23 protein-coding genes and 1 pseudogene are annotated in these 17,500 nt (G+C 59.2%); 11 read left to right on the plus strand and 13 right to left on the minus strand.

Annotated features, from left to right (window positions below):
- Position 1 precedes the first annotated feature (1 nt).
- Both SYNCC9605_RS09200 and ppk2 read left to right on the plus strand, forming a co-directional pair.
- Positions 2-1,327, plus strand: coding sequence for an ATP-binding protein (locus SYNCC9605_RS09200; RefSeq protein ID WP_011364794.1), 1,326 nt, complete (start codon positions 2-4; stop codon positions 1,325-1,327).
- 158 nt (positions 1,328-1,485) lie between these two features.
- On the plus strand, positions 1,486-2,310 hold the full coding sequence (ppk2, locus tag SYNCC9605_RS09205) for a polyphosphate kinase 2 (RefSeq protein WP_257929046.1): 825 nt from the start codon (positions 1,486-1,488) through the stop codon (positions 2,308-2,310).
- Positions 2,311-2,429: 119 nt separating this feature from the next.
- On the opposite strand, the gene SYNCC9605_RS09210 is transcribed toward ppk2, so the two are convergent.
- Positions 2,430-2,732, minus strand: coding sequence for a hypothetical protein (locus SYNCC9605_RS09210; RefSeq protein ID WP_156783090.1), 303 nt, complete (start codon positions 2,730-2,732; stop codon positions 2,430-2,432).
- Between the two features lie 171 nt (positions 2,733-2,903).
- Between SYNCC9605_RS09210 and SYNCC9605_RS09215 the strand changes: the two genes are divergently transcribed.
- Positions 2,904-3,116 carry a hypothetical protein gene (locus SYNCC9605_RS09215; RefSeq protein WP_011364797.1) on the plus strand — a complete coding sequence of 71 codons (213 nt, stop codon included), beginning with the start codon at positions 2,904-2,906 and terminating at the stop codon, positions 3,114-3,116.
- Positions 3,117-3,281: 165 nt separating this feature from the next.
- Here the strand turns inward: SYNCC9605_RS09215 and SYNCC9605_RS09220 are convergent, their stop codons facing one another.
- The 3 genes from SYNCC9605_RS09220 to SYNCC9605_RS09230 all read right to left on the minus strand — a co-directional run bounded on the left by SYNCC9605_RS09220 (position 3,282) and on the right by SYNCC9605_RS09230 (position 5,911).
- A complete protein-coding gene (locus tag SYNCC9605_RS09220) occupies positions 3,282-3,503 on the minus strand; it encodes a hypothetical protein (protein WP_041435027.1) in 222 nt (73 codons plus the stop codon).
- Between the two features lie 138 nt (positions 3,504-3,641).
- Positions 3,642-4,892: an organoarsenical effux MFS transporter ArsJ gene (gene arsJ, locus SYNCC9605_RS09225; protein ID WP_011364799.1), complete on the minus strand. Its 1,251-nt coding sequence runs from the start codon at positions 4,890-4,892 to the stop codon at positions 3,642-3,644.
- Positions 4,889-5,911 carry an ArsJ-associated glyceraldehyde-3-phosphate dehydrogenase gene (locus SYNCC9605_RS09230; protein WP_011364800.1) on the minus strand — a complete coding sequence of 341 codons (1,023 nt, stop codon included), beginning with the start codon at positions 5,909-5,911 and terminating at the stop codon, positions 4,889-4,891. The genes arsJ and SYNCC9605_RS09230 overlap by 4 nt, the downstream gene beginning before the upstream one ends.
- A 60-nt stretch (positions 5,912-5,971) precedes the next feature.
- Here SYNCC9605_RS09230 and SYNCC9605_RS09235 point away from each other — a divergent pair, with 60 nt between their 5' ends.
- The 3 genes from SYNCC9605_RS09235 to SYNCC9605_RS09245 are packed head-to-tail and all read left to right on the plus strand — an operon-like array spanning position 5,972 to position 7,987.
- Positions 5,972-6,289, plus strand: coding sequence for an ArsR/SmtB family transcription factor (locus tag SYNCC9605_RS09235; RefSeq protein ID WP_011364801.1), 318 nt, complete (start codon positions 5,972-5,974; stop codon positions 6,287-6,289).
- Positions 6,290-6,291: 2 nt separating this feature from the next.
- Entirely contained in the window at positions 6,292-6,909 is a 618-nt protein-coding gene (locus SYNCC9605_RS09240; protein WP_011364802.1) for a DUF938 domain-containing protein, read from the plus strand.
- Positions 6,910-6,964: 55 nt separating this feature from the next.
- A complete protein-coding gene (locus SYNCC9605_RS09245) occupies positions 6,965-7,987 on the plus strand; it encodes a mechanosensitive ion channel family protein (RefSeq protein ID WP_011364803.1) in 1,023 nt (340 codons plus the stop codon).
- Here the strand turns inward: SYNCC9605_RS09245 and SYNCC9605_RS09250 are convergent.
- Together SYNCC9605_RS09250 and SYNCC9605_RS09255 are read right to left on the minus strand one after the other, a co-directional pair.
- Positions 7,948-8,262, minus strand: a complete 315-nt coding sequence (locus SYNCC9605_RS09250) for a hypothetical protein (RefSeq protein ID WP_011364804.1) — start codon at positions 8,260-8,262, stop codon at positions 7,948-7,950. The two genes, SYNCC9605_RS09245 and SYNCC9605_RS09250, sit on opposite strands and share 40 nt — an antisense overlap.
- A 38-nt stretch (positions 8,263-8,300) precedes the next feature.
- On the minus strand, positions 8,301-8,705 hold the full coding sequence (locus tag SYNCC9605_RS09255) for a hypothetical protein (RefSeq protein WP_011364805.1): 405 nt from the start codon (positions 8,703-8,705) through the stop codon (positions 8,301-8,303).
- Positions 8,706-8,760: 55 nt separating this feature from the next.
- Between SYNCC9605_RS09255 and purS the strand changes: the two genes are divergently transcribed.
- The 5 genes from purS to SYNCC9605_RS15565 are packed head-to-tail and all read left to right on the plus strand — an operon-like array spanning position 8,761 to position 11,808.
- Positions 8,761-9,015 (plus strand): phosphoribosylformylglycinamidine synthase subunit PurS, encoded by a 255-nt coding sequence (gene purS / locus SYNCC9605_RS09260; RefSeq protein ID WP_011364806.1) that lies wholly within the window; start codon positions 8,761-8,763, stop codon positions 9,013-9,015.
- The gene (gene purQ / locus SYNCC9605_RS09265) at positions 9,012-9,662 is read left to right on the plus strand and encodes a phosphoribosylformylglycinamidine synthase subunit PurQ (RefSeq protein ID WP_011364807.1); all 651 of its coding nucleotides are present in this window, start codon (positions 9,012-9,014) and stop codon (positions 9,660-9,662) included. The genes purS and purQ overlap by 4 nt, the downstream gene beginning before the upstream one ends.
- The gene (locus SYNCC9605_RS09270; RefSeq protein ID WP_011364808.1) at positions 9,662-10,615 is read left to right on the plus strand and encodes a S66 peptidase family protein; all 954 of its coding nucleotides are present in this window, start codon (positions 9,662-9,664) and stop codon (positions 10,613-10,615) included. The genes purQ and SYNCC9605_RS09270 overlap by 1 nt, the downstream gene beginning before the upstream one ends.
- A gap of 44 nt (positions 10,616-10,659) precedes the next feature.
- Complete coding sequence (locus SYNCC9605_RS15560; RefSeq protein ID WP_257929059.1) at positions 10,660-11,301, plus strand: hypothetical protein; 642 nt, start codon at positions 10,660-10,662, stop codon at positions 11,299-11,301.
- A 45-nt stretch (positions 11,302-11,346) separates the two neighbouring features.
- A complete protein-coding gene (locus SYNCC9605_RS15565; protein ID WP_011364810.1) occupies positions 11,347-11,808 on the plus strand; it encodes a CARDB domain-containing protein in 462 nt (153 codons plus the stop codon).
- A gap of 83 nt (positions 11,809-11,891) precedes the next feature.
- Here the strand turns inward: SYNCC9605_RS15565 and fba are convergent, their stop codons facing one another.
- The 7 genes and pseudogenes from fba to SYNCC9605_RS09310 form a co-directional block, all read right to left on the minus strand.
- Positions 11,892-12,965: a class II fructose-bisphosphate aldolase gene (fba, locus tag SYNCC9605_RS09280; RefSeq protein ID WP_011364811.1), complete on the minus strand. Its 1,074-nt coding sequence runs from the start codon at positions 12,963-12,965 to the stop codon at positions 11,892-11,894.
- 60 nt (positions 12,966-13,025) lie between these two features.
- Complete coding sequence (locus tag SYNCC9605_RS09285) at positions 13,026-14,108, minus strand: Gfo/Idh/MocA family protein (protein WP_011364812.1); 1,083 nt, start codon at positions 14,106-14,108, stop codon at positions 13,026-13,028.
- 1 nt (position 14,109) lies between these two features.
- Positions 14,110-14,481: a hypothetical protein gene (locus SYNCC9605_RS09290; RefSeq protein WP_011364813.1), complete on the minus strand. Its 372-nt coding sequence runs from the start codon at positions 14,479-14,481 to the stop codon at positions 14,110-14,112.
- Positions 14,478-15,359: an acetyl-CoA carboxylase, carboxyltransferase subunit beta gene (gene accD, locus SYNCC9605_RS09295; RefSeq protein WP_011364814.1), complete on the minus strand. Its 882-nt coding sequence runs from the start codon at positions 15,357-15,359 to the stop codon at positions 14,478-14,480. The genes SYNCC9605_RS09290 and accD overlap by 4 nt, the downstream gene beginning before the upstream one ends.
- A gap of 56 nt (positions 15,360-15,415) precedes the next feature.
- Positions 15,416-16,212 (minus strand): annotated as a pseudogene (locus SYNCC9605_RS09300) (A24 family peptidase).
- The gene (locus tag SYNCC9605_RS09305) at positions 16,200-16,484 is read right to left on the minus strand and encodes a hypothetical protein (protein ID WP_011364815.1); all 285 of its coding nucleotides are present in this window, start codon (positions 16,482-16,484) and stop codon (positions 16,200-16,202) included. Before SYNCC9605_RS09305 ends, SYNCC9605_RS09300 begins: the two are co-directional and overlap by 13 nt.
- A 67-nt stretch (positions 16,485-16,551) precedes the next feature.
- A complete protein-coding gene (locus SYNCC9605_RS09310) occupies positions 16,552-17,454 on the minus strand; it encodes a phosphoribulokinase (RefSeq protein ID WP_011364816.1) in 903 nt (300 codons plus the stop codon).
- Between the last annotated feature and the right edge of the window lie 46 nt (positions 17,455-17,500).

Here is a 17,500-nt window from a genome sequence, read left to right on the forward strand (position 1 = left end):
GATGCCTCGCCAACGGGGACTGAGTAGAGGTCTGGCTCGCTTCGGTGCCTGGGGAACGGCCCTGCTGGCCTGTTGGATGCTGGCACTCTTGCTGCTGCAAGCTCTGTTCGGCCGGCAACTGGAGCGGATTCAGACGCTGCAACTGGGGCGGGATCTGGCGTTGAACATCCGCCTCGCCGAATTGACTCTGGAGCGTTACCCACCTGCACTGATCAGCGAACTGACCGGTCTGGAACTTCAAGTAAGTGAACGACCAGCAGCTCCAGGTCGAGAAACGCAGGCCTCGGCCCAGCGACGCCAGGAGCTGAAGCAGGTGCTTTGCTCTCGTCTCTCGCACTGCCGTGTGCTCCGGGCTGCCCCCAGCAGGGCAGGCACACCAGAGGTGTGGATTGAACTGTTCTCTCCCCTGGAACCGGTCTGGCTGCGCACCCCCCTGCCCATGGCGCGCGCCTTGCCGCCGCCGCCAACACTGCTGCTGCTGGCCCTGGTGGGCGCTGTGGTGATGACCGGGGTGTTGTATCTGCTGCTGGATGTCGCCCGTCCTCTTCGCAAGCTTGAGGACGCGGTCTCTCGGGTGGGAGGAGACACCAACCGCGATCCTGTCCCCGAAGAAGGTTCAGCAGAAGTCCGCCGGATCTCCCGGCGCTTCAATGCAATGGTGACCCGACTGGCTGAAGGGGAAAGAGAACGCGCCACGATGCTTGCTGGCATCGCCCACGATCTGCGAGCACCCCTCACACGGCTGCAGTTCCGTTTGTCGATGCCGGAGCTAAACGCCGAGGAACGAACCCGCTGCCAAAGCGATCTGGAGGCTTTGGAGCGCATTACAGGCCAGTTTCTGCTGTATGCCGGAGGCGGTGAGCGGGAAGAGTGCGTTGCCTGTCCGTTGGATCAATGGCTGGCTGAAGCTGTGGCGGGGCACCCGAAGGACCAACTGAAGCTCGAGCTCAGTCCGATCCATTTACGGATTCGACCGGTTGCCCTCAGCCGCGCCGTGAGCAACCTGGTCGACAACGCCTTCAATCATGGCAACACACCGGTTGTCGTTCGGCTGCGCAAGCAAGGAGCTGAGGTCACGATTGAAGTGTGGGACCAGGGGAAGGGAATGCCCACCAACGCCTGGGAACGGGCCCTGCAACCTTTTCAGCGCCTGGATTCAGCACGAGGGCGTCAAGGCCATTGCGGCCTGGGACTGGCGATCGTTAACCATGTGGTTCGCACCCACGCTGGACGGCTCAGTTTTCGCCAGGGGAACGGCGATCCGGGCCGCTTTGCCGTGATCATCAACCTTCCGCTGAATGAGACGAAAGAGCCGGACATTCCGTAAAAACCCTGTTGGGATCCTGCCCTCAGATGACATCACTGGCAGAAATGAACTGGCGATCCACCTCAAGCATGAGCCAGTCCAGCGACCACGACATGACAGCCGTTCTCGAGGCCATCGATCACTACAGCGATGGCGATGTTGACCGTCCGCAGGAAATCATGGTGGAACTGCAGGAGGGATTTTCCAACAAGCACAAACGGCTGAACAAAAAGGTCTACGAAAAAGAGCTGGCCAAACTCCAGACGGAACTGGTCAAAATGCAGTACTGGGTGAAAGCCACCGGCTTTCGCATGATCATCCTGTTTGAAGGGCGAGACGCCGCAGGCAAGGGAGGGTCGATCAAACGGCTGACTGAGCCCTTGAACCCAAGGGGATGTCGAGTGGTGGCCCTGGGCACGCCTTCCGAGCATCAGAAAAGCCAGTGGTACTTCCAGCGCTATGTGGAGCATTTTCCAAGTGCTGGAGAAATCGTTGTTTTTGACCGGAGCTGGTACAACCGCGCCGGTGTGGAAAAGGTGATGGGCTTCGCGACACGCGAACAGGTGGAGCAGTTTTATGTCTCGTGCCCACAATTTGAGCAAATGCTGGTGCAGGACGGAATCCTGCTGCTCAAATACTGGTTCTCCATTAACGATGATGAACAGGAGAAGCGTTTCCAGGAACGCATTGATAACGAAGAGCGTCGCTGGAAGATGAGTCCGATGGACATCGAGTCACGCAACCGCTGGGTGGAGTATTCGAAAGCAAAGGACACCATGTTTGCCAAGACGCACATCCCGGAAGCCCCATGGTTCACCGTGGAGGCCAATGACAAGCGCCGCGCGCGCCTGAATTGCCTGCGTCACATTCTCAGCAAGGTGCCCTACGAAGACATGACACCTCCACCCATCAAGATGCCCAAGCGCCCAAAGCAAGGAAGCTACAAACGGCCTCCTTTTAACGAGCAATTCTTTGTTCCAAACAACTATCCCTACAAGGACTAAACAAGCGACTCCACCACAAAAAATTAGGTTGTGAACCCAATCAACCCATCGATCTGACTCCCACAGACAGACCGATGGGTTCGACAAGTCTGAAGCGATTGAAATCCACGCACGTCAAATCAATACACAAACCAACAGAACAAATAGATCAACAGCGACAAACCAAAGACCAACATTCCGATCGAGGTTTTAATCCGCATCCACTTTTTGTCCCACTTGTAGGGAGCCATCACCACGATCGTAAAAAACGTCAAAGCGGCATACACAACCAAGGTGTGCTTGGGATGCTCCTTGGCGACCAACATACTCACGCCATGCCAGAAGAATGTGAGCATCGAGGCATAGGACGAAATCGCTCCGAGGTTGTAAAGCAACTCTTTGCGCTTTTTGAGTTGACCACCAATTGATTGCTGAAGGCCCATTAGGGACATCCAAGGGATGAGAACTTCAACTTAGCGATTCGATCTTGATATTCACATTCCAAGAAATACAGGGCGTGTCATCTGAAGCCGGCTTGAGCCCAGACAACAGCACGCTTTAAGGTGATCGACCATCCAACTCAGCAGGCTTTGCTCGGTTCCTGGCAAGTCCTAATGCGGTGTATCGCCAGCGCACTGTTCCTGGTGGCCCATGGTCTGTTGGTGCTGGAGCACATCACCATTGGAACGGCACTGCATGGGATTGCGGAGTTGTTCCTTGCCCCCTGGGCCATCCGCCACAAAGCTTGGGACATCATCGTGATCGGACTGATTTTTTGCGTCTTCGACCTGTGGGGAACGCTGCGCTTGACCGGCGTATTGGTCTAAAGCCCCTTAACCACTGAGACGCTGGGACCAGAAACCAAAAAGCTGCCACGACGACCAAAGGAACATCCCAAGGAAGACCCAGTTGAGCCATGCGGGACGTCGGTCGTTTTCAAACATCCTTTGGAGAGCGAAAGGCGATGCCTGACCTTATCGGTGCAACCCGGATCACTTCGCCGAGGAACTCCAATCGGCCGAACGAAACGACACATTGGCGCCACCACTGCGTTTCAGATCGTGCATGCCCTCCAGCTGGTTGTACACCGACAGCAGCTGCCGGCGCATGTGGTCTGTATGGGGCAGATCAGCGATCAAACGCAGCACATCCTCCAAGGATCGTTTGGCGTCAATGACCAAACGACAATCGGGGCTGCCAGGTTCGTCACGCATCAGTTTAGAAACGAATACATCCATTCAGCAGAAAATCCCTGTTCGAGGGTGTCTGAATGCCTACCAACTCAGCGATATTCAGCAGATATCCAGCAGATATTCAGAGTTTGGCCTCGTCCTGCTTCGCCCATGCCTTGATCAAGTGGCGTTTCGCACAGCCGGCAGCCTGAGGCTGCTGAACCAGGACAAGAACACCAGCAGGGATGACGCCCAGAGGCAGGCCTGCATGCTCGCGGCTTCGGTTTTGCCGAGCATGAACACCGCCCCCGAGAGCAAGGTTCCCACCAAGCGGCCTGCAGCATTGGCCATGTAATAGAAGCCCACGTTGAGGCTGACGCTCTCCGAATCGGTGTAGGCCAACACCATGTACGAGTGAATCGATGAGTTCATTGCGAACACCACTCCGAAGGCGGCAAGACCGGCGGTGATGGCGACGGCCACATCGACCTCACGCAATAGAGCAACTGCAATCAGGGCGGGAATGGCGGTGAGCAGAGCACTCCAGAACTGCACCGCAGACACTCCCGGGGACGTGGTCCGCCCCCAGAGTCGTCTCAGGCCAGGAGCTGATCCCTGGACGATGCCGTAGCCAATCACCCACAGACCGAGGAAAGCGCCGATCTCCCAGAAACTCCAGCCCAGAGAAGCCTCGAGAAACACCGGCAAGGCCACCACGAACCAGACATCCCGAGCACCAAACAAAAAGAATCGCGCCAGAGACAGCACGTTGATGCCCTGGGACTTGGAGAACAGCGATGAAAAGGCCGGCTTGGACTTCATCTTTCCGATCTCCCCGGGCAGCACCAGGGTGAGCAGGAAGGCGAGGGTGAGGCCTGCCGCCACCCAGCCCACGGCAGCATTGAAGCCAAAGGCGGTCAGCAGCACCCCACCGAGAAAGAACCCCACACCCTTGAGGGCGTTCTTGGACCCAGTAAGGATTCCCACCCACTTGAACAGCTGCTGCTGCCCCTGCTGCTGATCATCCGGTGTTTCGGGCACCACCGTCTTGATGGCGCTCTTGGCACTCATCTTGTTGAGGTCTTTGGCGATGCCGCTGATGGCCTGAGCGAACATCAAATAGATCACGCTCAACAATTTCGGCCAACTGGCGGCGACGGGCATCAACATCAGCAGCGCAAGAATCTGCAGCAGCGTCCCCACCCAGAGGGTGAGACGAAGCCCGTAGCGGGCACCGATCCAACCGCCGTAGAGATTGGTGACGACCCCGAACAACTCATAAAAGATAAACAGGAGGGCGATCTCGAGGGTGGTGTAGCCGAGCTGATGAAAATGGAACACCACCAGCATCCGCAGGGCGCCGTCGGTGAGAGTGAAGGCCCAGTAATTGGCGGTGACGATGCCGTACTGCTGCAGAGGGGAAAGCTTCATGCCTCCAGCCCCACCACGTGGCATGTGAGATCGGCCATGCGGCAGCTGTAGCCCCATTCGTTGTCGTACCAGGCAAACACCTTCAGCTGGTTGCCATCCACCACCATCGTCGAAAGGGCGTCGACAATCGAGCTGCGGTTGTCGTTGGTGTAATCGCACGACACCAACGGGCGTTCCTCGTAACCCAGGATTCCCTTCAACGGCCCTCCAGCAGCTGCGTGGAAGGCAGCATTCACCTGCTCCACCGTGACGCTCTGCTTGAGCTCGAACACCGCATCGGTGAGCGATCCATTCAGCAGAGGAACACGAACGGCATGACCGTTGAGCTTGCCCTTCAGCTCGGGGAAGATCATCGCGATCGCCTTGGCCGAGCCGGTGGTGGTAGGGATCAAGGAGGTGAGCCCGGAGCGCGCCCGGCGCAGATCGGTTTTGAAGGAATCGATCGGCACCTGGGTGTTGGTGATGTCGTGAATGGTGGTGATCAGGCCGTGTTCGATTCCGAAGCTCTCGTGCACCACCTTCACCACCGGCGCCAGACAATTGGTGGTGCAGGAGGCGGCCGTCACCAACTTGTGTCGCGCCGGCTCATAGAGGTGGTGATTGATCCCATAAACGATGTTGAGCGCGTCCTCACCGGCGACAACACCCTTCACGGGACAGGCCACCACCACACGCTTCAAACCCACCTGCTCGAAATAAGGGTTAAGGGTCTCCGGCGTTTTGATCTTGCCGCTGGCTTCAAGCACCATCTCCACCCCCCGATCAATCCAGGGCACGGCGGTGGGGTCTTTCTCGCTGGACCAGGTGAGTGCGGATCCCTCCACGCTGAACCAATCAGCACTGCTGGTGATTCCTCGATCCCAGCGACCATGGACCGAATCGAACTCCAGCAGGTGGGCCGCCGTTGCTGCATCGCCAGCGGGATCATTGACATGCACGAGTTCAATGCCAGGACGGCTCCAGAGGGCTCGGAACACCAGGCGACCAATCCGTCCAAAGCCATTGATGCCAATCCGCATGCCAGCCCCTTTCATCAATCAAATTATGTTGATCCAAGCAGAGCGGGGGAGACTGCTCTAATGATCCAGAACACCCTCAATCGCGAGCAGTCGAGGCAGCTACTCAAAGCACTGGCCGACCCGATCCGCCTCAACGTGATCCATGCGCTGGCGCAGGGTGAACGCTGCGTCTGTGACCTCACCGGTGATCTCAACATCCCCCAGTCGAAGCTCTCGTTTCATCTGAGGGTGCTTCGCGAGGCGGGGCTGCTGACGGATCGGCAGAGCGGCCGCTGGATCTACTACTGCCTACAACCGGATGCGCTTGCAGCACTGGAGGCCTGGCTGGCCGAACTGCGCCGCAACTGCACGCAAAGCGCTGCCCCCTGCCCAAGCTGACGATGGATCAACGGCTTTTTTTTCCGGCCACGGAACGCAATCGCGGTCCCATCGGAGACCTGCTGCGCCAGCTGTTGCCCGCCTCAGGAGCTGTGCTGGAACTGGCCAGCGGCAGTGGTGAGCATGCCGTCTGCTTTCAGCAGCGTTTCCCCCATCTGCTTTGGCAGGCCAGCGATCCAGATCCAGACCATCGCGCCAGCATCAACGCCTGGATCCAGCACCAGGGTCTGAGCCCGGTGATGCCAGAAGCTCTCAACCTTGATGTTGAAAGGCAGCCCTGGCCCCTCCCCCAGAAGGTCCGAGCGGCATTGAACGCTGTGGTTTGCATCAATCTGCTGCATATCAGTCCGGCCAGCTGCACGGATGCCGTCTTCAAAGAATCCGCCCAGCTGCTGCCCAGCGGAGCCCCCTTGATCATTTATGGCCCGTTCATGCGCAATGGGGCTCACACGAGTGCAAGCAATGCCGCCTTCGACCAATCCCTGAAGGAACGCAACCATCTGTGGGGATTGAGAGAACTGAACCAGGTGACAGCCGTTGCCGCCAAGGCAGGCTTCAAAACCGGCGACGTGGTCTCCATGCCAGCGAACAACTTTACGATCGTCCTAAGTCGCAAATAAATATTGCGGCTGAGGCAGATTTGTATCAAAATTAAAGCAATTACAATTCGATATAATGTTTGCAAAAATTGCTACTGACCTACTGATTGGATTTGGAGTCACTTTTACAGCTTTACTAATTTTTAGGAAAGCAATAAGTCGTATCACAAGAAAGACAGCAACTGATTTTGACGATTTCGTCGCAAATACCATAGGCCAGGCGATAGTCCCCCTTGGCGTAGTACTCACTTTTTACTTAATCAAAGAAGATCTAAGTCTCAACGAAAACATCCAGGAAATATACGAGATTGTTCTCAGGGTGATGTTAACTTTTACCCTTGTCCGAGCAGCCAATCGTATTAGCATTAGATTCCTTAAAGGCCTAGCAAGAAGAAAAAGAGATGAAGAATTAACCATCTTAATGGAGGCATTGACGCCTCTCATCCAGGCCATTATTTGGGCCATTGGTCTCCTGGCACTACTCCAGAGCATGGGGGTCAGCATGGGGGTTATATGGGGCATATTGAGCGCTGGCGGCATTGGCATTGGATTAGCACTTAAGGAACCCGCTCAGGAACTATTTGCATATTTGATGATACTCTTGGACAAGCCTTTTACCGTCGGTCAATTTATAAATATCGGATCTGTCTGGGCCTCTATTGAACACATCGGAGTACGTTCCACTCGTCTTCGCAACCTACGCGGGGAAATCATAGTGATGAATAATTCAACGCTGACTGGTAGTACTATATATAATTTTGCTGACATGAATAAACGGAGAATGATCTATAAAATTGGTGTAACCTACAGTACTTCTGTCGATAAAATGCATGAAATACCCTTTCTCATTGAAAATATAGTCAAATCGGCAGATCACACAGTCTTTGATCGTTGCCACTTCACCGAATTTGCTGATTCAAGCCTTGATTTCGAGCTGGTCTATTACATCGATACACGTGATTACACCATCGCACTGAACGCTCAACAAGAGATCAACCTCAACATCATGAGGACATTTGCAGAGCGTGATATTGACATCGCCTTCCCGAGCCAAACACTCTATTTGGAGGGAGATTCACTCGCCGGCAAAGCCTCCTGAGCCAACGGCACGGCAGAACGCCAGACGACCCCACCAATCAACAGGGCCAAGGCCGCAACAGCGGCGGTGAAAGGGATCAAGCGACGCTGATCAGGCCTGGTTCCGAGAGCGATCTGGCCAGAGATGTTGTCGCGTCGTGAGGCCAGAAATGCACCCTGGCGACATTGGGTGAACACCGTGTTGGTGATGCCGGCATTTTTCAACTTGAAGCCGTAACGACCCGGAATCTCAACGGGTGTTCCGCAGCTGGAACTAGGGAGAGAAAAAACTGCCATCGGGAATCAGCCCTCAGCTCAGATTTATCACCCCGGTTTCACTCCAGCGGGATGGCACCCGTGGCACAGACAGCACCCCAACAGAGGCTGTGGTCCGCCGTCCAGAAGGGTTGCACCTCGCGCCAGTCCTCGACCTGACCAAACCGCATCCTCATCTGGCCCATGCCGTCATGGACGAATTCAACGCGCTGCTGCTTCCAGATCGACACCCAGCGCTCTCCAGGACGTGCAACGACCATCCGGCAGGGACTCCAGGCCTGCTGATCAATCCGGCAGCGCACTGTCGCCGCTGCAGCTGAGCTGGCACCGGCAGAGCTGCCGATGAACAGCAAAACAGCGGTCCAGAACTGGATCTGAAACACGGACAAGGTCTGGGCGACACGCTGGAGTGGGGCCTCCTCGTCACCATGCGGCTCGGCAATGGCCAAACCGGTGGGGCGCACCGGATCTCTTCGGGGTTTGGTGTCTGTCAGGATTTGATCAGACCAGTTGCTGATCGTGCCGCGTTTTCAAGCCCGCGTCCTCGTGCGTCTGCGCCCCTCTGTGCTCGATCCAGCCGGTGAAGCTGCGCGTGGTGCCGCTGAACGACTTGGGGTGGAAGGCCTCAGCAAACTGCGGATCGGTAAAGCCGTGGAAATGGAGCTGGAGGCTCCTGACGAGGCCGAGGCCCGCCGCAGGTTGGAACTTCTCAGTGATCGCCTGCTGGCCAACCCAGTGATCGAGGACTGGAGCCTGGAGCTGGAGCAGTCATGAGCATCGGGGTCATCGTATTTCCGGGATCCAACTGCGATCGGGATGTGCAATGGGCAACCGATGGTTGCCTGGGCATGAGCACGCGCCGGGTCTGGCATGAGGAGACCGACCTGAGCGGTTTTGACGCCATCATCCTGCCGGGCGGGTTCAGCTATGGCGACTACCTGCGTTGCGGCGCCATTGCCCGCTTCGCACCAGCCCTGCAGTCGTTGATCGACTTTGCGGCAAAGGGTGGTCGCGTGCTCGGCATCTGCAACGGATTCCAGGTGCTTACAGAGCTGGGCCTCCTCCCCGGTGCACTCACCCGCAACCAGAATCTGCACTTCATCTGTGAGGACGCCCCGCTCAAGGTGGTGAGCCAACGCACGGCCTGGATGCAGGGGTACAACGACAGGGCTCTAACCCTGCCGATCGCCCACGGTGAAGGCCGCTACCAGTGCAGCGATGACACGCTCAAGCAGCTTCAGGACGACGACGCCATCGCCCTGAGCTACGGAAACAACCCCAATGGGTCGGTGTTCAACATCGCGGGCATCACCAATGCCAGCGGCAGCGTTCTGGGCCTGATGCCCCACCCCGAGCGGGCCTGCGATCCGGCCATAGGAGGCACCGACGGCCGCCGCATGCTGGAAGCCCTGCTGGGCTGATGCCAACCCGCCGGACGCTGCTGATTTCAGGGGCGTCCACGGTCATCACGGCCCTGCTCTCCCCCTGGGCGATGGCTGCCCAGCGCAGGCTGAAACCCCTGAAACCTGGATCACGCATCCGCGCCGTGAACCCTGGCACCTGGATGGATCCAGACACCGATCTAAAGGCCTTGCGCAAACGCTGTGATCAACAGCAATGGCATCTGGAGATTCCTGCCACCATCACCCGTCAATGGCGCTATTTCTCGGGAGCGGACCAGGAACGGGTTCAGGATCTGAGATCAGCCTGGAACGATCCAACGGTGGATGCCGTGGTGACCGTTAGCGGTGGCTGGGGCGCCGCCCGCGTTCTCGAAGCCGGTTTTCGCTTTCCACGACGTCCCAAATGGAGCCTGGGCTTCTCCGACATCAGCTCCCTGCTGCTGGCCCAGTGGGCTTCTGGCCTGCCGGGAGCCATCCATGGATCCAGTGGTGGTAGTGAGGCGCAGTGGCAACGCACGGTGGATTTGCTTTGTGGCCGTCCCGTGGCACCCCTGCTGGGCGAACCACGAAGACGGGGGATCGCCCGCGGGCCCTTGGTGGTCACCAACCTGACCGTGGCGACCCACCTGATCGGCACGCCCTGGCTGCCCTCCCTGAAGGGGGCCATCCTGGTGCTGGAAGATGTGGGCGAAGCGCCCTACCGGGTTGATCGGATGCTGACCCAGTGGCGCAGCGCAGGCCTGTTGAAGCACTTGGCAGGGATCGCCTGCGGTCGCTTCAGCTGGGCTGAAGACGACATCCTTCCCGGGGATTTCACAATGGACGAGATTCTGGAAGAACGCCTTGGCGACCTTGGGATTCCACTGGTGCTGAATCTGCCGCTGGGCCATGGTCAACCCAACCAGGCTTTGCCTTTGGGAGCGCAGGCGCAACTGGATGGCAACAACGGCCTGCTCAGCCTGTTGGCCTGATCGCAGGATGAAACCGTGGTGCTTGGGGGCCTTTGCCGCTAGCGATGGAGCAGTGCAGCCTCACCCCCTTGGCCGACCTCACCATCGCAAACACGGTGTCCGATCTGATCCAGGGGGATATACGGGAGCACCTGCCGCTTGAACGAATTCCCCTAAAAAGCGACGTGCTGGGGCTTGGCACCACCTCAAGTTTGGAGAACGGGGAACTCAGATTCCTTCGCAACGCTTCCGGTAACTCGGACATCTGGCGCTGCATCGCCCACAACGGCAGCATCATTCGGCTGCAACCTGGCGACGGTAGCGGTCATTTTCCTTACGTCTGCTTCACCGGGGATTTCACGGCCCTGCGTCACCCCGTGGACCTCGGCCCACTCAAGCAGCAGGCGCATCGTCCAACTCAGGAGCTGATCAGGGCCGCAATCGAGCAGGAATGCAAGCGCGGGGCCCTGGCAGAAGCATCCATCTACGGCATCCGCCTGCTGGCGCACTGGGATGAGCTGGTGATCACCGTGGCCTCCAAGCTCTGCATGGGGCAACAGCAACGCAACCATACATTCCCCCGTGATTCAGACGCAGGAAGCCAAGCCGAGACGAGCATCTACGACAGACCCCAGCACTACCGCCTGGCGCCACTGCCACCAGAGCAGCCCGGCGATCCGATCCGCTATCTCGGCAAATCGATGTAATGGGATTACTGCGGGTTCCTCGACTGTCAGCCTGAACGGGGGCGCGTGACGGTGCCCAAGGCAGGCGATCATCTGCATCTGCACGGCTGCAGCACCGACCTGGCCTATGGGGGGCATGTTCTCCACGATCACCCCAACACCCGCCTCGGAAGCATCGAACAGCTGGTGCTTTACCCATTGCAGACGATTGAGTCGCTCTGCAGTGATCTCGCCATCCAAACGCTCACATACAGAGATGAGCAGATCCACTTCAGTTTCAGCAATGCCGGTGCACTTGATGTGAGTGATGTGGGGGTGGCTGTGGTCGTCGACGATCGCTTCAGCGATCACCGCTACTTGCAAATCCCCTGGATGAATGCGGGAGCAAGCGAGAGCTACAGCTTGTCCTGGCCGCTCCCCCCGGGGGAGCACTCAATCGCCGTGATCGCCGATCCACAGGAGCTGGTGATCGAACCGCGGAACCGCCGCCAGAACAATCGGATGGATCTGAAGGTCAACATCCCCTGAATCCACCAGGCTCAGCTTCTGGACTCAGAGCCAAAAAAAAGGGGCCTTTCGGCCCCCGGTGATGCATCGTTTGATGGTGTGGATCAGGCAGCGACGGCAGCTTTGGGATCAAGAGCACCCTTGGCGTAGAGGCCGGCGTAGTAGGTGATGCTCTGCTGCTGGATCTTGCCGGCGTTGCCGGCAGCCCAGAACTGCTGGTAACGGTCCAGGCAGACCTGCTTCATGTACTTGCGAGCCGGCTTGTTGAAGTGGCGGGGGTCGAAGTTGGAAGGATCGGCCATGGCCGCTTCACGCACAGCTGCGGTGAAGGCCAGACGGTTGTCGGTGTCGATGTTCACCTTGCGCACACCGTTGCGGATGCCTTCCTGGATTTCCTCGACGGGAACGCCGTAGGTCTCGGGGATGGCACCACCGTGCTTGTTGATCATCTCCAGCCATTCCTGGGGAACGGAGGAGGAGCCGTGCATCACCAGGTGGGTGTTGGGGATGGCTTTGTGGATCTCAGCGATACGGCTGATAGCCAACACTTCACCCGTGGGCTTGCGGGTGAACTTGTAAGCGCCGTGGCTGGTGCCGATGGCGATGGCCAGTGCGTCGCACTTGGTCTTGGCAACGAAGTCGGCAGCCTCAGCGGGATCGGTGAGCAGCATGTCCTTGGACAGCTCACCCTCGAAACCGTGGCCGTCTTCGGCTTCACCCTTGCCGGTTTCCAGGGAGCCCAGGCAACCCAGCTCACCCTCAACGCTCACACCCACGGAGTGGGCGAAGTCCACCACCTGCTTGGTGACGTTGACGTTGTAGTCGTAGCTGGCGGGAGTCTTGGCGTCTGCTTCCAGGGAACCGTCCATCATCACGGAGGTGAAACCGTTGATGGCAGCGGAGTAGCAGGTGTCAGGGGCGTTGCCGTGGTCCTGGTGCATCACCACAGGGATGTGGGGATAGGTCTCGGTCGCGGCCAGGATCAGGTGACGCAGGAAGATCTCACCGGCGTAGCTGCGGGCACCGCGGGAGGCCTGGAGGATCACCGGGCTGTCGGTCTCGTCAGCCGCTTCCATGATGGCCTGGACCTGCTCCAGATTGTTCACGTTGAACGCAGGAATGCCGTAGCCGTTCTCAGCGGCGTGGTCGAGCAGGAGCCGAAGCGGAACGAGCGCCATGGATAAATCCTCGGAGGGTTGGGGTCGTCAAAGACGAATCGGCGGCAACTTTACCGCGTGTTACGCAAGAACTAATGTGCCGCCTGCTGCTTGATCGCAGGCCACACGACTGGCCACGCCCTCGGCCAGTCCAGGCAGCATCGGTTGCCCACTGCGAATGCTTTCGGCCCACCAGCCCAGCACCCGCACCACAGGGGCGATGCGACCATCCGTCCAGGTTTGCGGGAAGACGAGGTCGGCATCGGTTTCCACGGCGCGGAAGGGCTCACCGAGCGGGGCGTGCTGCAACTCAAAGCCATGGACGTAGTCCTTCTGATTGGTGCTGCTGAGCAGCAGCGATCCCGAGGAGCCCACCACATCAAGGCAGAAACCGCAGCCGTTGCGCGACACGGAACTGAGGCTGACCTGTGCCGGCACCGGCAGGTCCTGCCTGCCCTGCCATTGGGCAACGGCCTGCAGCAGCGACACATCGGGGGCATCCACGGTGGCCAGACCACCATCTGGGTGAGGGCGTTGCTTGATCGAAACGCCGTTGAGGGCCTGAACAGCCCCCAGGGGGCCGATCAGCCAGGCCAGCATGTCCACGGCATGGGTTCCCAGGGCTCCGATCACGCCGCCGCCCTGATCCGCCTGGGCATACCAGTTCCAGCCGCGCTGGGGATCGGCACGGCTGCCCATCAACCAGTCGAGCTTCACAAGCCAGGGTGTGCCGACAGCGCCGGCCTGCAGCAGGCGTGCGGCCTGCATGAACAGGGGAACAGCCCGGTACTCGTAATCCACAGCCACCGACAGTCCCCGGGCCAGGGCCAGCCGCTGTAGCTCCCGGGCTTGATCGGCATGCAGCGCGATGGGCTTTTCCAGCAGCAGGTGCTTGCCCGCCTCCAAGGCCCGGCGGGCCAGATCAAAGCGAGGTGCGGGGGGAGTGGCGATGATCACCGCGTCCACCGCGGGATCGGCCAGCAGGGCATCCCAATCGCTGAATCCCCTCAAGCCATGGGCGGCTGTGGCGGCATCCAGGCGCTTCTGACGCGGGTGCCAGAGGGCCACCGCCTCAAGATCAGTCGCTGCCGCAAGGGCCGGCAGGTGCACCTTCTCCCCGAAGCCGAGACCGGCTACTGCAACACCAAGGGGCTGTGGAGACATCTCAGCTGGAGAGGGGTTCAGTGCAGACAGCCTCAATCACGGAGGTGATCAGCCCGTCATCCCCGGCCGGCTGCCATTGAGCACGAAAACGCGGCAAACCGTTCACCTGTTTGTCGCGATATAGCTGCTGGGAGCAGTCCAGCTGCATCACATAGAGCTCTCCTGAGGGCTGATCCTCGTCCTCGCTGGCCGCTGGGGTGAACCGGCTCAGCACGGTTCGATATCCATCCCGATCGATGCGCACACTGCCGCGGTCCCACCACTGCTGGCCAGCCTGGGTGGCAGGCACCTCAATCCATTCCACGGGGCCCGCCAGCACGGGGGCGACCCAGCAGAGCAAGGCCAGGATCAGAACAAAACCAGCTCGGATCATGCGCTGGTGAGCTCCATCGGTTTGCAGCCGTGCAGGCGCAGAAGATTGGCCAGGGTGGAGCGCAGCTGGGTGCGGGGAACGATCGTGTCCACGAAGCCGTGCTCCTGCAGATATTCAGCTGTCTGGAAATTGTCGGGAAGCTTCTCGCGCAGGGTCTGCTCAATCACCCGACGCCCAGCAAAACCAATCAACGCCTTCGGTTCCGCCAGGATCAGATCGCCCAGCATGGCGAAACTGGCGGTCACACCCCCTGTGGTGGGGTGGGTGAGCAAAGGCATGTAGAGCAGCTCGGCTTCCCGGTGGCGTTCGAGCGCGCCAGAGATCTTCGCCATCTGCATCAGGCTTAGCATCCCCTCTTGCATCCGGGCACCGCCGGAGGCACAGACGATCAGCAGCGGCAGCTTGCGGGCGGTGGAGTCCTCGATCAGACGGGTGATCTTCTCGCCGACCACGGAGCCCATCGATCCACCCATGAAGCGGAAGTCCATCGCTGCCAGGCCCATGGGGATGCCTTCCACCCGGCAGAGCCCGGTGACCACACCATCCCGCAGCCCCGTCGAAGCCTGACTTTCCCGCAACCGGTCGGCATAGGCACGCCGGTCTTTGAATCCGAGGGGATCCACCGGTGCCAGATCCGCGTTCAGCACCTGAAAGCTGTCGGGATCTGCAATCAGTGCGATGCGTTCAGCACTGTCGATCCGGTGGTGATGGCCGCAGTTGGCGCAGACACTGGCGTTGAGTTTCAGGTCTTTGAGATAGACGACCTGACCACATTCCGGACATTTGCTCCACAGACCATCGCCTTCATCTGGTTCCTGCTTGACGTTGGCGACGTACTGACCCTTGCGGCGATCAGCAAACCAATCGAACAGAGACACACAGGGCCGTCAGCTCACACCATTAAAAGCCGGCCCGGGAAATAGACGCTGATCGATCAAGCGCCCAGCAGCATCAACCAGGTGCTCCACCACCACTGCGGACCGGTCAACCAAACCAACCAAATGCCCAGGGCAATGAAGGGACCGAAGGGGAACGGTTCCCTGGGGCCCAACTGGCCACTGAGACGCGCAGTGCTTCCGAACAAGGCTCCCGAGACAACCGCAAGGGCCATTGCAGCTGCGATGCCCCCGGGCCCCAGCCAGGCGCCGCCCAGAGCCGCCAACTTGGCATCGCCCAGACCAAGCGCAGGCTGTCCCAACAACCGTTCGGCCAGGGCACTGAGACCTTCCAAAAGCAGCAGGTCCAACACCGCCGCGATCAAATGGCTGGCCAGAACGGGGATCCCAGCAGCCGCGCTGACGAGCAAGCCCAGCACCAACCCCCAGCGGCACAGGGGCTCCGGCAACCAAAGGAGATCCAGATCGATCAACACCAGTGGCAGCAGCAGCGCGATCAGGGGCAGCCCGGCCCAGGGGAGCCAGCGATCAGGCAGGCCTCCGCCAGCACCAGGCCACACCAACAGCGCCGAGATCCAGAGACCGGCACTTAGGGCCTCCACGGCGGGGTAACGCCAGCTGATCACCGCATCAAAATCACGGCAGCGCCCCCTCAGCAGCAGCCAACCGAGCACCGGGAGATGTCATGCCAGCGGATGGCATGGCCGCATTTGGGGCAGTGGCTGCCGGGAAAGACCACCGATTCCTGGCGGGGCAAGCGCCAGGCCATCACGTTGGTGAAGCTGCCGACGCAGGCGCCCAGCAGGCCTGTCCAAACCAGGATCAACCCTTCCATCGGGTCCGGCCACGACTCGTGCGCCCCCGGATCAGATCGATGGCAATGAACTCCTCATCCGGCAGAAGAACAGGGGTCTCGAAAACCACACGGCCATCGGTTTCCTGCGGATCGATCACCACGCCGAGGGGCTCCTGCCCCGCAGTGCTGGAGAGATAGGCGAAATAAATGCGACGTGCCTGGGCGATCAGCGAGCGACTGTCAATGCGGTCCCAGCGGGGAGCCGAGAGCGCCCCCGAGGCTCCACGGATTTCAAAGGAGGGCGTTGACAAAGAAATAGAGCCCACCTGATCACTCAGATGGACCCATTGTAGAGACGATTGTTGTTAGTAGAAGCGATCAGCTGAGCTTGTTCTTCTCTTCGATCATGCGGTGAATGATCGGAGTGAGGATCAGTTCCATGGCGAAGCCCATCTTGCCGCCGTTCACCACGATGCTGGTGGGGCTGGACATGAAGGAATCGTGGATCATGTTCAGCAGGTAACCGAAGTCAATCCCCCACTTCTCACGAGCACCCTTGCGGAAGTGGATGATCACGAAGCTTTCATCCGGGGTCGGGATGTTCCGGCAGATGAAGGGGTTGGAGGTGTCCACGGTGGGAACACGCTGGAAGTTGATGTCGGTCTGGCTGAACTGCGGGCAAATGTGATTGATGTAATCAGGCATCCGGCGCAGGATCGTGTCAACGATAGCTTCAGCGGAATAACCACGCTCAGCGTTGTCGCGGTGGATTTTCTGAATCCACTCAAGGTTGGTGATCGGAACCACACCCACCAGAAGGTCGGCCAGGGCGGCCACGTCATAGCCCTCGCCCTTCACACCGCCATGAAGACCTTCGTAGAACAGCACGTCAGTGCCTGAAGGGATGTCTTCCCAAGGCGTAAACTGACCCGGCTCGAGGTTGACGCCCAGACGGGCGTTGTGTTCAGCCGCTTCTTCAACGCTGTGGAGGTAGTAGCGCTTCTGGCCAGCACCGGTTTCGCCGTAGGTGCGGAACAGTTCCTCGAGTTTGTCGAAGAGGTTGGCCTCAGGGCCGAAGTGGGAGAAGTTCTCACCCTTGGCCAGGGCATCCGCCATGGCCTGTTTCATGGGCATCCGCTCGTAGCGGTGGTAACTATCGCCTTCCACCACTGCAGGGGTAATGCCTTCCCTCGCAAAGATGTGCTCGAAGGCGCGCTTGACGGTGCTGGTTCCAGCTCCGGAAGAACCGGTAACAGCGACAACCGGATGACGCTTCGACATCGACGCAGGGACTACTGGCCCGGCGATCCTGCCAGATCAGGGCCCG

The sequence above is a fragment of the Synechococcus sp. CC9605 genome (assembly GCF_000012625.1).
Taxonomy (GTDB): Bacteria; Cyanobacteriota; Cyanobacteriia; order PCC-6307; family Cyanobiaceae; genus Parasynechococcus.